The sequence below is a fragment of the Atopobium sp. oral taxon 199 str. F0494 genome (genome assembly GCF_000411555.1).
Lineage (GTDB): Bacteria > Actinomycetota > Coriobacteriia > Coriobacteriales > Atopobiaceae > Lancefieldella.
In genome coordinates, this window is the sequence record NZ_KE150487.1 from 244,849 (window position 1) to 260,629 (window position 15,781).

11 protein-coding genes are annotated in these 15,781 nt (G+C 52.7%); 2 read left to right on the plus strand and 9 right to left on the minus strand.

Features of this window, described 5'->3' with window-relative positions:
- Nucleotides 1-46: 46 nt before the first annotated feature.
- From glgP to HMPREF1527_RS07150, 6 genes are all read right to left on the minus strand, one after another.
- Entirely contained in the window at nt 47-2,311 is a 2,265-nt protein-coding gene (gene glgP / locus HMPREF1527_RS07125; protein WP_016478023.1) for a glycogen/starch/alpha-glucan family phosphorylase, read from the minus strand.
- Nucleotides 2,311-3,804: a 4-alpha-glucanotransferase gene (gene malQ / locus HMPREF1527_RS07130; RefSeq protein WP_016478024.1), complete on the minus strand. Its 1,494-nt coding sequence runs from the start codon at nt 3,802-3,804 to the stop codon at nt 2,311-2,313. Before malQ ends, glgP begins: the two co-directional genes overlap by 1 nt.
- Before the next feature lie 84 nt (nt 3,805-3,888).
- The gene (locus tag HMPREF1527_RS07135; protein ID WP_016478025.1) at nt 3,889-5,085 is read right to left on the minus strand and encodes an ABC transporter ATP-binding protein; all 1,197 of its coding nucleotides are present in this window, start codon (nt 5,083-5,085) and stop codon (nt 3,889-3,891) included.
- Nucleotides 5,086-5,192: 107 nt separating this feature from the next.
- The gene (locus tag HMPREF1527_RS07140) at nt 5,193-6,032 is read right to left on the minus strand and encodes a carbohydrate ABC transporter permease (protein ID WP_016478026.1); all 840 of its coding nucleotides are present in this window, start codon (nt 6,030-6,032) and stop codon (nt 5,193-5,195) included.
- Nucleotides 6,032-6,886: a carbohydrate ABC transporter permease gene (locus tag HMPREF1527_RS07145; RefSeq protein ID WP_016478027.1), complete on the minus strand. Its 855-nt coding sequence runs from the start codon at nt 6,884-6,886 to the stop codon at nt 6,032-6,034. The genes HMPREF1527_RS07140 and HMPREF1527_RS07145 overlap by 1 nt, the downstream gene beginning before the upstream one ends.
- Nucleotides 6,887-6,971: 85 nt before the next feature.
- Nucleotides 6,972-8,291, minus strand: a complete 1,320-nt coding sequence (locus HMPREF1527_RS07150; protein WP_016478028.1) for an ABC transporter substrate-binding protein — start codon at nt 8,289-8,291, stop codon at nt 6,972-6,974.
- 331 nt (nt 8,292-8,622) lie between these two features.
- Between HMPREF1527_RS07150 and HMPREF1527_RS07155 the strand changes: the two genes are divergently transcribed.
- Nucleotides 8,623-9,357 (plus strand): GntR family transcriptional regulator, encoded by a 735-nt coding sequence (locus tag HMPREF1527_RS07155; RefSeq protein WP_016478029.1) that lies wholly within the window; start codon nt 8,623-8,625, stop codon nt 9,355-9,357.
- A gap of 18 nt (nt 9,358-9,375) precedes the next feature.
- Here the strand turns inward: HMPREF1527_RS07155 and pepF are convergent, their stop codons facing one another.
- The 3 genes from pepF to HMPREF1527_RS07170 form a co-directional block, all read right to left on the minus strand.
- Nucleotides 9,376-11,169, minus strand: coding sequence for an oligoendopeptidase F (gene pepF, locus HMPREF1527_RS07160; RefSeq protein ID WP_016478030.1), 1,794 nt, complete (start codon nt 11,167-11,169; stop codon nt 9,376-9,378).
- A gap of 75 nt (nt 11,170-11,244) precedes the next feature.
- Nucleotides 11,245-12,531, minus strand: a complete 1,287-nt coding sequence (locus HMPREF1527_RS07165) for a glycerophosphodiester phosphodiesterase (protein ID WP_016478031.1) — start codon at nt 12,529-12,531, stop codon at nt 11,245-11,247.
- Between the two features lie 19 nt (nt 12,532-12,550).
- Nucleotides 12,551-13,876, minus strand: a complete 1,326-nt coding sequence (locus tag HMPREF1527_RS07170; protein WP_016478032.1) for an MFS transporter — start codon at nt 13,874-13,876, stop codon at nt 12,551-12,553.
- Nucleotides 13,877-14,088: 212 nt separating this feature from the next.
- Here HMPREF1527_RS07170 and HMPREF1527_RS07175 point away from each other — a divergent pair, with 212 nt between their 5' ends.
- Nucleotides 14,089-15,765 (plus strand): hypothetical protein, encoded by a 1,677-nt coding sequence (locus tag HMPREF1527_RS07175; RefSeq protein WP_016478033.1) that lies wholly within the window; start codon nt 14,089-14,091, stop codon nt 15,763-15,765.
- The last annotated feature ends 16 nt before the right edge of the window (nt 15,766-15,781 follow it).

A 15,781-nucleotide genomic window follows, 5' to 3' on the forward strand; every position in this document is an offset into this window, starting at 1 on the left:
AGCACCACATTCCGATGAAACAGGCGCGCGCTTACAGGCTCTACGCTTACTTGTCCGCCGTAAGGTGCCATATCTCATCGTTATACTCAGCAATCGTGCGATCGCTTGAGAACTGGCCCGCCATAGCGATATTAACCAGGGATTTCTTGAGCCAGAGCTTGCGATCTTCGTAGTCTGAGCAGACCAGCTCTTTCTCCTGGATGTACTCTTCAAGGTCGAGAAGAGCCATAAACCAATCCTTACAGGCCAAGTCATCGTGAAGGCGCCGCAGACGCTCAGCGTTGCCGGTGGCTATAAACTGAGGGCTGGTAATAAAGTCGACCAGCAGCTTAATGCCGGGCTTCAGGTACTGCGCATGGGCGTTGTAGGAGCCGTCAGCGTAAAGCTTGACTACCTCATCGCTGGACGCGCCGAAGGTATAGATGTTCTCATCGCCCACAAGCTCAGCGATCTCAACATTAGCGCCATCTATGGTACACAGCGTCACGGCGCCGTTGAGCATGAACTTCATGTTGGACGTACCGGAAGCCTCCTTGGAAGCGAGCGAAATCTGCTCCGAGATGTCGGCGGCGGGAATCACATGCTCGGCCGCAGTCACATTGTAGTTCTCTATCATAATGACCTGCAGGTACGGGGCGACTTCGGGGTCATTTGCAATCCACTTGCTCAGTGTCAGAATCAAATGGATGATGTCCTGCGCAATAACGTAGGCGGGAGCGGCTTTACCGCCGAAAATGACCGTAAGGGGACGCTCAGGGATGTTGCCGTTTTTGATATCCAGATACTTCCAAATGAGGTACAGCGCAAGCATCTGCTGGCGCTTGTACTCGTGGATACGCTTCACCTGCACATCAACGATTGAGCCGTCAAGCACCTGAGCGCCCTGATGAGCCAGAAGAAATTCGCTCATGACGTGTTTCGCGTCGTCTTTAATGGCCGCCAGTCGCTCCAAGACCTCATCGTCATCGACAAAGCGCAAAAGACCCTTCAGATCTCCCGTGCGGCGCCACTCAGTTCCCAATAGCGTATCGAGAAGGTCGGCAAGACCGGGATTGCACCCCATGAGCCAGCGGCGGAAGGTAATGCCGTTGGTCTTGTTGGAGAACTTCTCAGGGTAGATGTCATAGAACGGCTTAAGTTCGCTCTCCTCCAAGATCTTGGTATGGAGAGCGGCGACGCCGTTAATGCTGTAGCCGTAGTGGATAGCCAGGTGAGCCATATGCACCTTGCCGTCGATGATAATTTGTACGGCGGGGTCTTTGAACTCAGCGTGTGTGCGCTCGTCAAGCTTCTTGATAATAGAGGCAATCTTCGGCGAGACTTCCTCAAGGAACTCAAGCGGCCATTTTTCAAGCGCCTCAGCCAAAATAGTGTGGTTGGTGTAGGCAACCATCGAGCGCACGATAGTAACCGCCTCGTCAAAGGCAATGTCGTGCTCTTCCGTGAGAATACGGATAAGCTCGGGGATAACCATAGTCGGATGCGTATCGTTGATTTGAATGACCGCGTACTCCGCCAAATCATGCAAGTTGCACCCGCGGTCCATCGCCTCTTTTACAATAAGCTGAGCGGCGTTGGATACCATAAAGTACTGCTGGTATACGCGGAGCAGCTGACCGTCTCTGTCGGAATCGTCCGGATACAAGAAGAGCGTCAGGTTCTTTTTCAGCTCGCGCTTATCAAAACCGATAGAATCCTCAGGCACCAGTCCATCATCAACGCCCTCCAAATCAAAGAGGCGCAGGCGATTCTTCTTCGGACGCTCGTACCCAAGCACATCAATCGAGAAGAGCTTCGAGGTGACTGAGAAACTGCCGAACGTAACGGTAAACGAGGTGTTTTCGTCACGCAGCCATCCCTCTCTCTCAAGCCAGCCATCGGGTACGGTCGCTTGCTGGTTGTCCTTAAACTTCTGATGAAACAGGCCATAGTGGTAATTGAGACCAACGCCATCGCCCGGAAGCGCGAGCGTAGCCATGGAATCGATAAAGCAGGCGGCGAGGCGTCCAAGGCCTCCATTACCCAGAGAAGGCTCCGCCTCATACTCTTCAACCGTATTGAGGTCATGACCGGCTTCGGTAAGCTGGCGTTTGACCTCGTCATACAGGCCGAGGTTGATCAGATTGTTGGTCAGAAGCTTGCCGATAAGAAATTCAGCGGAGATGTAGTACAGACGCTTCTTTCCCTCGTTCAGTGGAAGCTCAGCGCTCTTCTCGCTTACGACTGACATCAGCAGCTCATACACAGTCGCGTCATCAAGCTCAGCAAGCGGCCGGCCATATCTTTGATGAGAAAGCTCATCCAAATTCATTATTCGTCCCCCTTAGGAATCCTGAAGTAGGTCTCAGTAATCGTTCGCAGGTAGTCTTCGGTATGGCGAGTAATCGCGCCTCGTTCCATACGCCAGCACCAGTTTCCCCCTAATGTCGCCGGAGTATTCATGCGGGCTTCATCTCCAAGGCCGAGAAGGTCTTGCATGGTATGAATGCAGGTATCGCTTACCGAAGCCGCGATCCCGCGGTCGAGAGCTTCACTTACCGGCTCATCGGGCGCGCGATGGAGATATAGGTCAACTTGCTCACGTTCGCGAGGCGTCGCCGTATGCTCATACCAGCCGCGACCTGTTTGATTGTCGTGCGTGCCCACATACGCCACGGTGTTGGGCTTGTAGTTATGCGGGAGATCTCCCGCGTCCCTCTCGCCGTTAAAGCCGCACTGGAGCACTTTCATGCCGGGAAACCCGGTTTTCTCGCGCATATCGATAAGTTCCTGCGTCATGAGACCCAAATCCTCCGCAATGATGGGCAACTTGCCAAGCTGGCGCTTCAGCTCATCGAACAGATCAGTATCAGGCCCCTTGGTCCACTTACCGCCGCGGGCGTCGGGAGCGCCAAAAGGAACCTCCCAGTACGCCTCAAACCCGCGGAAATGATCAATGCGCAAAACGTCATACAGCTCAAAGCTCAGCCGGATACGCCATACCCACCACGCGTAGTGGTTCTTCTTCATGTATTCCCAGTTATAGATTGGATTGCCCCAATACTGACCGGTTGAGGAGAAGTGATCGGGAGGCGTACCGGCCACCGTTACAGGATCGCCCTTTTCATCAATCTTAAAGAGCTCGGGCTGCGCCCACATTTCAACCGAGTCGCGCGACACGTAAATGGGAAGGTCACCAATAATCAGAACGCCATGGTCATTGGCGTAGCTTTTGAGCGTATCCCACTGCTTGAAGAAGAAATACTGCGTCATCTTGTGATACAGCAACTTGTCCGAAAACTGCGCCGCATACTCCTGGCTCTTCTGGCCACGGCGTTGATACTGGCGTGGCCACTCCCAAAACGCCCTCAGACCAAACGTCTCCTTGAGCGTCATGAACTCCGCGTACGGCTCAAGCCATTCCTTGTGCTTCGCGCAGAATGTTTTGAAGTCGGCGGGGATGTCGGACGCGAATCGAGCAAAGGCACGCTCCAGCAGGCGGCGATGGCTCACAAAGAGTGTACCGTAGTCGACGCGGGCGGGATCAGAGCCAAAGTCAAGGTCATCGGCATCGTTTTCCGCCAGGTACCCAAGCTCTTTCAGGGCGTCAATATCGATAAAATAGGGATTGCCTGCGGCAGCGGAAAACGACTGGTACGGTGAGTCGCCGTAGCTGGTGGTCGTTAAAGGCAGCACCTGCCAATAGCGCTGTTTTGCGCGGGCGAGAAAATCGACGAACTGGTAGGCTTCGCGGCCAAAGGTGCCGATTCCATAGTGATTCGGAAGGGACGAGACTGCCATCAATACTCCGCTGGCACGCTCCATACATTTCCCTCTTTCTAACGTCAAAAAAATGCCGCCCTCTTGCGCCGCACATAGACAGACATTGCAAGAGAACGGCGTTCTATATTAGTACTTAATGAGGTTCTTCTCGGTCTCTTTATCAAAAAGATGCACGGCGTTGTCCTCAAACTTGAACCAGACATCGTTGCCGATCTCAAGATCGCGCTTTGCGATTTCGGTCGCGGGAACAATCAGAACGAAGCTACCGTCATCCGTCTTGACATGGACGTGCACCGTAGAGCCCATGAGCTCGGTAACTTCAATGATGCCCTGGAATGCGGTGGTGTCGTCTTTGTCAGTCAGAATAATTTGCTCAGGGCGGACGCCAACCGTAACGTCAGTTGCAGGCGCGGCGACCCAAGACTCTCCCAAAAGGTTCGCCGTTTCGGGAGCAAGGTCAAAGGACAGGTGCTCGGTCTCAACATGAAACTCGTTGCCAACGCGCACGAGGTGAGCGTCGAAGAAGTTCATCTGCGGCATGCCAATAAAGCCCGCAACAAAGAGGTTGGCCGGACGGTTGAAAACGTCCTGCGGCGTGCCGATCTGCTGGACAAAGCCGTCACGCATAATAACGATGCGATCTCCCAAGGTCATGGCCTCAGTTTGGTCATGCGTAACGTAGATAAACGTACCGTTGACTTTCTGACGCAGCTTGATGAGCTCGGCGCGCATCTGGTTACGGAGCTTCGCGTCCAAGTTGGAGAGCGGCTCGTCCATCAGGAAGACCTTGGGGTCACGCACGATAGCGCGACCGATAGCGACACGCTGGCGCTGTCCGCCGGAAAGAGCTTTCGGCTTGCGGTCAAGATACGCCGTAATGCCGAGAGTTTCCGCGGCCGCGCGGACCTTCTCGTCAATAATGGCCTGGTCAACCTTCTTGAGTTTCAGCGTAAACGCCATATTCTCATAGACCGTCATGTTGGGATACAGCGCGTAGCTCTGAAAGACCATGGCGATGTCGCGGTCTTTCGGAGCAATGTCATTCATAAGCTTGCCGTCGATGTAGAGCTCTCCTGAGGAGATGTCCTCAAGGCCGGCGATCATGCGGAGCGTCGTGGACTTGCCACAGCCCGAGGGTCCCACGAGAACGACGAACTCATGATCCTTAATCTCCAGATTAAAGTCTTGAACAGCGATGACGCCCTCATCGGTAACCTCAAGATTGCTCTTCTTCTGCTGCACAGGCTTCTTGCCAAAGAGACGCTTTTGCTCTTTTTCATTGGGGTAGATCTTTTTGACGTTCTTCAGAACGATTTCAGCCATGATTCATGCCTTTCTGAAAGCATCCGTCAGGATGCGCGAATTCTTTCGTGTGGCGAGAAGTGCACGGAGGCGAAACACTACCGGCCGCGGGCGCTTCTCGCGAGCGCTTAACCCTTCACGGCGCCGGAAACAACACCGTTAATGATGTAGCGCTGGCAGATGAGGTACATGATGACGATGGGGATGATGACCATCATGATGCAGGCCAACATAGGACCCATTTCCACACGGCCGTATCCGCCGCGGAAATATTGAATCAGGATGGGAATCGTCTTGTACTTAGTACGGTCAAGTACGAGGTACGGAAGGAGGTAGTCGTTCCATACCCACATGGTCTCAAGAATGCCGACTGAAATATACGTTGGCTTCATGATGGGAAGAACAACGTGGAAGAACGTCTGGACGGGATTGCAGCCGTCAATAGTCGCCGCCTCTTCAATCTCAAGCGGAATGGTCTTGACGAAACCCGCGAACATAAAGACCGCAAGACCCGCACCAAAGCCCAGATAGATAAAGCAAATGTTGAAGGGCGTATTAAAGCCCAGCGTAGTTGCCATATTGGACAGCGTAAACATAAGCATCTGGAACGGCACGACCATCGAGAACACAAACAGATAGTAGAGCGTCTTACATACGCGGCTGTTGACGCGTACTACATACCACGCGCACATGGAGCAGCACACCAGAATAAGCACGACAGACGTCACGGTAATAACCAGAGAATATCCGAACGCCGCCGCGAAACCCTGCCGCTCAAGAGCGGAGATGTAGTTCGCGAGGCCAGCGGCATTCTCGGGTGTTACCAGCTCGAATGCCGACGAGGTAGTAATGGCGGTCTCCTCCTTGAACGAGTTCAGGAGAATCATGACCATAGGATAGATCCATGCAAGCGACAAAACCGTAAAGAATACGGTAATGATCTTGTTGATAGTGGTTTCCCGCTTCATTACTGCTGCACCTCCCTTGACTTAGTGGCTCTGAGCTGGACCATGACGATCGCGATAACCAGAATGCAGAAAATAACCGCCTTCGCCTGGCCAATGCCCATCCACTTCGCGCCTTGGCGCGCGTAGAAGGTATTGTAGATGTTGAGGGCGAGCATTTCAGTTGTGTGCTTAGGTTCGCCCGCGGTCAGCGCCAGGTTCTGGTCAAAGAGCTTGAAGCCGTTGGTGATGGTCAAGAACAGGCAGATAGTAATGGTAGGCATCAGGTTGGGAATCTTTACCTTCCAAAGTGTCTGCCACGCGTTCGCGCCGTCCACCTTAGCGGCTTCAAGATAGTCGCTGGGGATGGACTGAAGACCGGCAATGTAGATGATCATCATATAGCCGACCTGCTGCCACAGCGTCAAGATAATCATGCCCCAGAAACCAGCAGTGCTGTTCAGGGCAAGCAGCTGCTCGCCTACATTGGAGAGCACGCAGTTGATGAGGATGTTCCAAATGTAGCCGAGAACGATGCCGCCGATAAGGTTGGGCATGAAGAATACGGTACGGAACGTGTTGGTGCCCTTGAGGTGCTTGCGCGTAAGAGCCAGGGCGATAGCCAGCGCGAGAACGTTAATCAGTATCATCGATACAACTGCAAAAAGCGCTGTGAACCAAAACGCGCTGGCGAACTGTTTGTCCGCGAAAGCCGCGGCATAGTTGGAAAAACCTACCGGCTTTGCGTCGCTGATACTGATGAATTTGCAGAATGAAAGATAAAAACCTTGGATAAACGGGATAACAAATCCGAATAAGAAGGAAAGCGCCGTCGGTAGCAAAAAGAGCGGCCACCAGCGCTTCAACATTTTGACCATAGGGGGATTCCCTTCCATAAACAAGGAGGCGAGAAGAGGCTCGGCCCTTCTCGCCCCTTTGAAAGCTACGAGCTACGTTAAAACCTTACTCAGCATTTGCTTCCTTCTCGGTCTTCCAGCCGTCAACGAAAGCGGTCTTGACAGCATCCCAGCTCTCGGTTCCTGCTGCATAGCCCTTGAGGGCGCTGGAAAGGTTGTTCTTCCACTCCTGAGAGGGAATGTAGATGAAGTCCCAAGCCACAGCCTCGTTGCCCCTCTTGGCGTAGTCGGCCGCGATGTTGGCGAGAGTATTGCTGGTAGGCTTGGCGTTCTTGAACGGAATGGTAAGGCCCATCTCCTCAGCGATTGCCTTCGTAGCGGTATCGGAGGTAACGCACCAATACATGAAGTCAAGCGTCGCCTTCTGAGAATCCTCGTCCGCCTTGGAGCTGACGCACCAGTAGTTCTCGCCGCCGGAGCACATGCCCTGCTTCTCTTCACCCTTAACGCCAATGTAAATGGGGATCATGCCGAGAGCGTCATCGCCGAGCTTCTTGATGTCGTTATATGCCCAGGTGCCGTTCTGATAGAAGACAGCTTCCTCATTGACGAACTCCGCGACGGAGTCATCGCCGGTCTTGCCGGCAAGCTGCGTAGGATCGCAGGTAGAGTTGTTGATATAGAGATCAAAGATCTGCTTGTAGTTAGGCAGATACGTACCCTTGATTTCCTTGGCCTCGGGATCGCCGGTGTCCTTGAACTCATAGTACAGAGGAAGGTTGGCAAGGTGAGTAGTAAAGCGCCAGTCAGAGCTGGAGTCAAGACCCGCGCTGGTAAAGGCGCCCTTGACGCCAAGCTCATCTTTGCGGGACTGAATGTCTTCGACGATCTTTTTAAGGGACGCAAAGTCCTTGATGTCCTCGCCCTTGTAACCGGCCTTCTCAAGAAGTTTCTTGTTGTAGATGATGCCGTAGTCTTCCTCAACATAGTCAACGCCGTACACAACGCCGTCCTGCTCAAGCTTCAGGGCATCATTGGTGAGCTCATCGAGAATCTTGGCGCCCTTGAGGTCAATGCAATAGTCCTTGATACCGATAAGGCCGGAAGGACCATTGGTCTGGAAGAGCGTAGGAGCCGCGGAAGCCTCTTTGTTGATCTCGGACTGGAATGTCTGAGCATAGGTATCGGAAGCAGCGGTAACAACCTTAACGGGAACCTTGGTCTCTTCGGTATACTTCTTGGCAAGGTCTTGCCACTGCTGATCAGCCTCAGGCTTAAAGTTCAGGAAATAAACGGAACCCTTTGTGCCGTCGCCACCATCTGACTTTTTGTCATCAGTCTTGCTGCCACCGCAGCCCGCAAGGCCGAGAGCGCAAAGAGCTGATGCGCTCAAAGTGACGAATTGCTTACGATTCAGATTGGACATACTGTTCCTCCTCATGGAACGTACTGCGCCGGCTCCATCGCCCACACAGATTAATTTGTAAGTTATGACCGCCGGGCAAGTCTTTGATGAGAGCCAACGGACAGTACTTACTCAACCTTTCAAAAGTATAGTCTTTTGCGGAAAATTGCGAAAAAGTTGTCTGAACAACTACGTCGGTGAACGGTCGGTTTTTACCGGCAAACGTTATGCCAATTGGAAAATCCATAACTTTGACGTAGTATCAACACAAAAAAGACATTGTTATTACAACTACTACCTGCAGAGATTAGTTTTTTGGATACTTTTGCGTTGTTCAAAGGATTGAATAGTCATGCCGAAGGCGCGATTTGAAAACATCTATCGAGATCTTAAGGTCAAAATTCTTGACGGCACTTACGCTTATCAAACGTTTCTACCCACCGAAACCGAACTCACCGCCTCCTACGCATGCTCAAGAAATACCCTCAGACGAGCGCTCTCCATGCTTTCTGATGAAACCTACCTGCAGCCGATTCATGGAAAAGGCGTCCGGGTCATCTGGCAAAAACAGTCCCATGAGATTCTCGGCTCCCTTGAGGGCTTGGAATCGTTCCATGAGTATGCCGAGCGCAACGGACTCATTCCCTTCACTGAAGTCAAGCAGTTTGACGCAATCACCTGCACTGCGGCCCTTGCTGAGCGCACGGGTTTTCTCGTTGGTGATCAGCTCATACGCATCGTGCGCGTCCGCGGGCTCAACGGTGTTGCTCGCCAAGTAGACCACGACTATCTTTTGTCCAGCGCGGTACAAGGACTTACCGAGAAGGACGCCGCGCGTTCCATCTTTTCCTATCTTGAGAACACGTTGGGTATGCGCATTCTCACCAGCAAGCGCCAGATCACCGTGGAGCTGGCGTCAGATGAGGACTCCAGCTATCTTGACCTTGGGCCGTACAACAGCGTCGCCGTAACGGAAAGCAATTCCTTCAACTCCGAAGGTATCATGTTTGAGTTTACGCAGTCTCGCAGCCATCCGATGACGTTTTGCTACAACGTCATCTCAAAGCGCGAAGCGAAGCAGGTCTAGGCGTCAAGCGAGAAGGAACTAGGAAAGTTCCTTCTCCAGCTGTTTGACCAAATCAGCAAAAGAGGCGAGCGCCGCGTTGATTGGCTCTGGGGTTGCCATGTCTATTCCTGCGCCGCGAAGCAGCTCAATCGGAGGCTTAGAGCATCCGCCTGAAAGATAGTTGAGATAGTCCCTCACCGCGGGAGCGCCTTCTTTGAGAATACGCTGCGACAGAGCGATGGCCGCCGAGAACCCAATAGAGTACTGATAGACGTAAAAGTCGTAGTAAAAGTGGGGGATGCGCGCCCACTCGATTTCGATTTCCTTATCAGACACAATGCCTGGTCCAAAGTAGAGCTTGTTGAGCTCGCCGTAGCGCTTGCAGAGTACGTCAGCGTTCAGCGCTTCGCCACGCCCATTCATAGCGTTGATATCACGCTCAAACTCGGCAAACATGCACTGGCGGTATATCGTTCCGCGAAAACCTTCCAGGAAGTGGTTAAGAATGTAGGCGTGACGCGCGGGGTCAGTCTCATGCTCAAGCAGATAATGAGAGAGCAGCGCTTCATTGCAGGTAGAAGCTACCTCAGCAACAAAAAGCACATAATTTGAGTAGGTGATCTCCTGCGCGTGGGACGAAAGGTATGTATGAATTGAGTGACCCATTTCATGAATGAGCGTAAAGACATCATCAAGCGTGCCCTGGAAATTCATAAGGATAACGGGGTTCATACCCTTGCCGCCGGCCGAGTAGGCTCCGGAGCGCTTGCCGGGGGTTTCAAACACATCGACCCATCGCTCTGAAAGCCCTTTCTTAACCAGCTGAAGGTACTTCTCGCCCATAGGCTCAAGCGCCTTTACGATAAGGTCGCAAGCCTCCTCATAGGTAAACTTCATGTCAACGTCAGCAACGAGCGGCGCGTAGATATCCCAATAGTGGAGCTCGTCGAGGCCCAGTTGTTTCTTGCGCAGATCCATGTATGCGTAAAATGCGGGCAAATTATTATGAACGGCCTCAATCAGATTGTCATATACCTCAACGGGTACCTCGTTCTTATCGAGACTGTACGCAAGAGAGCTCTCGTATTTGCGAGAATCAGCAAAGAACTTGAGCTGCTTGACCTGGCTGGTCAGCATTGCTGCGGACGTATTGCGGAATTGATTGTAGCGACCGTAAAGCTGCTTGAACGCGGACTCGCGCAGAACACGGTCATGACCCATGAGCATCGGAATGTACGATCCGCTGGTCAGTTTATGCTTTTGACCTTTCTCATCCGTCGCGTCGTCAAACGTGAGATCCGCGTCTTCAAACATGGAATATATGTTTTCAGGCTGAGAAGCGGCATCGTTAGCGCGGGCGAGAATTGCCTCTTCGGCCGCGGAAAGCGTATGAGCGCGCATGCGCAGAATCTGTTCAAGCTTGCGGCGATAGTGCTCAAGCGCGGGCTCGTCCGCGTAAAACCGGGCGATATCGTCCTCGGGAATGGAGAGCAGCTCCGCGTTGAACCAAGATCCGGCTTCTTCAAGCTGCGTATACAAGCTCATGCACTGCGCGCTATATGCCTGGCATTTTGACTTGCGCGTATCCTCATCAAAGCGGCGCTCCGCGTAGTTCAGCGCTTTTTCAACCTCAAGCGCGACACGGTCCTCCAACTTGAGGTACGAGAGAAGTTCTGACGCGGACTTCGAAATCTTCCCGCGATACGCCGCAAGCTGCTCCGGATAGGCTTTGATGTTGACAAGCGCCTGTTCAAAAGCCTCATCGCTGGGATACATAGAGGAAAGATCCCACTGATACTTCTCCTCTATCTGATCGCGGGATTCATACGTCATTGGGTGTCCTTTCAGAGTGATTGTCTTACAACAGTTAAATAAATGGTTTGAGTCATTGTGTACAAAACAGCATGCCTATCGTATTAGTGAGCGTACCGTAGGAAGAAAGCCTTCAAAAATTCCCGGAGCGCCCTCCATTTCGGACGCGATAAGATCCGCTTCGCTTGTAATAGTCCATGTCACCAAGTGAGCGCCCATTTTATTGCAAGCGAGGTCAACAAAAGGATTTTTGCGATCTTCAAAACGATAGGCGATAAAGTCCGGACGGGACAAAGAGTTGCCAAAAAGCGCTGTACCCGCCGCTTTCTTAGGAGCAGACAGGTCTGAGGTAGTGTCATCAGTCAGGAAGTTCTCCGCAAGCTGGCCGCGAAGGACCTCAGGTCGATGCACGCGAAGCCACCTAAGCGCCATCGGATCAAAACTTTCAACAGCGGCTCGCACGGAATGCCTGTCAAGAATTTTCATAACTTGTTCAGTCACTGCTGCGGCATTGCCGCCATACGTTTTTACTTCAACAATTAAAGGCGCTGGAAGCTCATCTTCGCCGTTCCAGTCGTAGCACGACAGCACCTCGGCAAAGGTCGGAATACCCGCTTCCGTATTAAGCAGGCGATACGTTCTCAGCTGCTCAAGAGTGCAGTCTTCAACAACGCAATCAACACCACAGAGGCGTTGTAAGTGAGAGTCATGAATAACTACTACCTGGCCATCGGCCGTCAGGTGAACATCCAGCTCCGAACCAAAACCATGCTCCACGGCATGGCGAAAGGCGGCAAGCGAGTTTTCAGGAATTCCCTGTTTGATGTCGTGCAGGCCACGGTGCGCGTACCGATATTTTTTAAACTCGTCCCAATGGGCGCGAAGCGCCTTATTGCCCGAGAAACGAGGAGCAATCGCAAAGGCAGTGAACGCCGCGGCACCTGCAACAACTCCCGCCGTAACACCTGCTGCAAGAGCCACGCCTTTGAGAACGGGATGGGCCTTCTTTGGCGCAACAGCAAGCTCGCTTTTTGCGACGGACTCATCACTCACCGCGACGGGTTTATCGTCCACAGCAACAGGAACTAAAGCACTGTCCCGCGTACCAACAACTTCCGCGTCAATGAGAGCGATCTGCGCGCCATCCGCAGGACGTCGGACGCCGAAGCCGTCCAAAAACGATGGACGCGCAGGCAAAGAAACCACCGGCAATCGCTTGACAATAGTTTTATGCGCCGCCCCACCTAACGCGCGGGCGGTCTTTGACGCCGCCGTTACGATCATTTTGCGGGCAGCGGGTGACGCGAGCGCCGCCTTCGTGGCATATCGCCCTAGTGTCAAACCAGCCGCATTGACAGCCATACGTTTAAGAAAACTACTCATCATTGCCTCCCAACGGCGCTTATTCATCAAATGCCTCGAGTCCGCGTTTAACGACAGTGCAACTATCGCCATGATGTACAAATTGCATTGTAATAAAGCTTGCCCCCACCGCGAGTGTTGAATATATAAACAGCGCCTCATAGGAAATATGCCCCATAAGCCATCCAGCCACAATTGGCGTTATCGTCTGCGACGCCATTGAGAACGTGTAGTAATAACCCGTAAATTTGCCCACATCGGAGCCTTTACACATCTCAACGACCATGGGAAGCGAGTTAACGTTGATAAACGCCCACCCTATACCGAGGATCACCATGACAGCATAAAGCGCTGGCGAGAAGCCCCACCCCATGAGAGTCCACACCACAAAAAAGGCAAACCCGCCGCCCAAAAGTAAAATGCCCGTAAGGATTGTCCGCTTGCGGCCAATCCTTCCTGCTATCTGACCGGCAGGAATGAAGGAAAGTATAGCTCCCACCGTGCACACAATAAGACACTGGGACGCTTCACCTAAGCTCATTCCCCACTCCGCCTGCGCGTATGTGGTAAACCATGTTTCCATGGCGTTGTATCCCAAAAACCACAGCGCGATTGAAAACAGCAGAAAAACAAGGGATCGCTTTACCGGGACAGGAAGCACTTCTCGCCCGGAGGCGTCAGTTTCAGAGAGACTGTCCTCCGGATGATTGGCTTCATAAGCGCTGAACTCCTGCTCAAGCTTGGGCTCTTTGATGGTAATAAAAACAATCGCCACCGACGCGATCATAATGGCGCCCACAACAAGAAACAGCGGCAGGTAGTCGACGTGCGTAAGCCCTGTGACACGGCTTTTGCTGTAAAGAAACGCCGTAATCAGAAGGTACACGATACCGCCGCAGGCTCCCATAAGATTGATGATGGCATTCCCTTTTGAGCGCAAGGGCTTTGGCGTTACGTCTGGCATCAACGCTACCGCGGGGCTGCGATAGGTCCCCATGGCCACAAGCACCAAAAGCAGCACGCCTACAAAGGCGTATATTTTCCAAGGCTGCAGCTGCTCGGCCGCCGAATTGTCAATAATGGGCAGGAAAATCATCAGCCCGACAGCCGCCACCGTGCCAAAAACCAAAAACGGCATGCGCTTACCCCAGGGATGCGTGCACTTGTCGGAAAGAGCGCCAAAAAACGGCAGTAAAAAGAGGGCGAGCACGTTGTCGAGAGCCATCAGAGCGCCTGAGACTGTCTCATCAAGATGAAGCGTATTAGTAAGCATGAGCGGTATAACGCTGTTGTACATCTGCCAAAACGCGCAGATAGAAAAGAACGCGAAACCGATAAGGATTGTCCGCTTTACCTTGAGTTTCATGCCTCTCCTCAAACGTTTTGAAACACTGCGCCAGCCTGACGCGCTATCCGATGCTCCTAATAGTAGCAAGTCAATCTCTCGAAATATGAAGTCTTTCAGCGTGCGGATAATTTTTCTACGGCAACGGCATACTATCCGGGTACTATGATGGAAGAAAACATAAGTTAATACCGTGAATACCTTAATCGGGGTACGCGAGAAGAGAGGTCGGTATGCCTGCTTTGCAACCAGCATATGAACTTTACCTGTACAGACTTCTTAAAGAACAGCTGGGTGTCAATCGGCAGGTCTCGCTTTCCCGCATTGATGAAGCGCTTGAGGCAGACGGCTTGGCGGCCTCCGATTTTGGCGCTCTCGATTCACGCCAATTGGCTGAAATGGTTCCTGATTTTATAAAGCTCACCGTTTTCAAAAAGGGCGTTGTTTTTGTAACTGTTATTGAAAACAAACCCTTTGAGCAGTCGCTTTCTGCAAGCGAGAAGAACAACGAAACCGGTAAGGCCGTCGTTAGCAATAAACCTTGGAAACGTAAGCGCGGAGCCAAGGGCATAAAACCCATAAAGCCGAAACATATCGCGAAAACTGAAGATGTCGCAAGAACCAAAGCGGCGAAGGATCCTGCAAAGGATGAAGACCGAGAGAACAGTGATACTTTTATCGCTGAGCTCATCGAAGCTGTAAAAGAAGCCACCGCCACAGAGCCCGCCATGGAATCCGAACCTGAGTCAGAGTTTGAACTTGTCTCGGAGCCTGCGGCGGAACCTGAGTCGGAGCCCGTATCGCAGCCGACGCAGTCTGACACCGCTCAACGTAAACCCTCGATTTCTCTTACCATCACCTATGATCCCTCAGACGCTGACACGCGCTCCGAAACCAAACGTATATCAGCGGCGGATATCGCCGCCGGCGATCTTATCAAAGACTTCGAAAACGATGTTCACATAGACAACGACCTCATGGGAACCTTGTATCAAATAGCGCCCATGGGAGCAAACGTTTTGCAGCTGCTCGCAGAGGACTTCGCCCTCGCAAGCGCTTCTCGCGATCTTAACGTTGCAGGAGGAATTATTACCTTCCCTACGCGCTACAGGCTTCCGCATCACACAGAGCCGATAGAGGCGGCGCTTAAGCGCACCCCGAAAGCTCAAAGACCTTGGAAACTTACGGCAATTAGCGTCTTGCCCTCTGAGCTGGAAACTCTCGCTATCGATCCTTTTGGCGGACTTCCCCACGCGGGAATCGCTCCGTGGGACAAACTCCCCTCTCAAAAAGGTCATCTGGCGCCTGATTTCCTCAGGGTTCTTACGAACGAACGCGCAATCGCCGACTGGAAAGCGCTGGTGGACGAAGTTTCAAGCCATATCGCACTTGAAGCTGACGATTTCACATCACGGCCTCTGGCCCTGCAACAGGCAACCATTGCCGCCGCCTACGCGTACCGCAAGGCCCAAAAACAGCTTACCGGGACTCATGAGGACTTTTACCTTCCCGTCAGGCGCTCTCCCGCAACCGAAACCATCCGTTTTGATCCTGAACGCTCGTGGGCATCTTCGCCTTCCTTCGAGCGTATCATCCGCGAGAAGAACCTTGATGCCGACACCCTTTTTACAGACGCAAAGACGGCAGGCGCCTGCGGATATCGTACTCTGGTAGAGCTGTATAATCCCTCGCTCGACATCGTCTGCGCCGCTTTGCCCGTTAAGAGCGAGCATGCTCCTCATGCGCACGGCGCCATAGAAAAGGTGCTAGTTTTTGAGACGCCTCAGGCATCTCAAGCGCCTCAGACGTCTCAGAGTCCATACGTTGCCATCACGCTCTTGAGCGCCCCGGAAGCCTACGCGCTTGCACGCATCTTCTCGGCAGGACTGCCAAGCTGGCTCGCCGCATAGGCGGTTTAGCCACGCG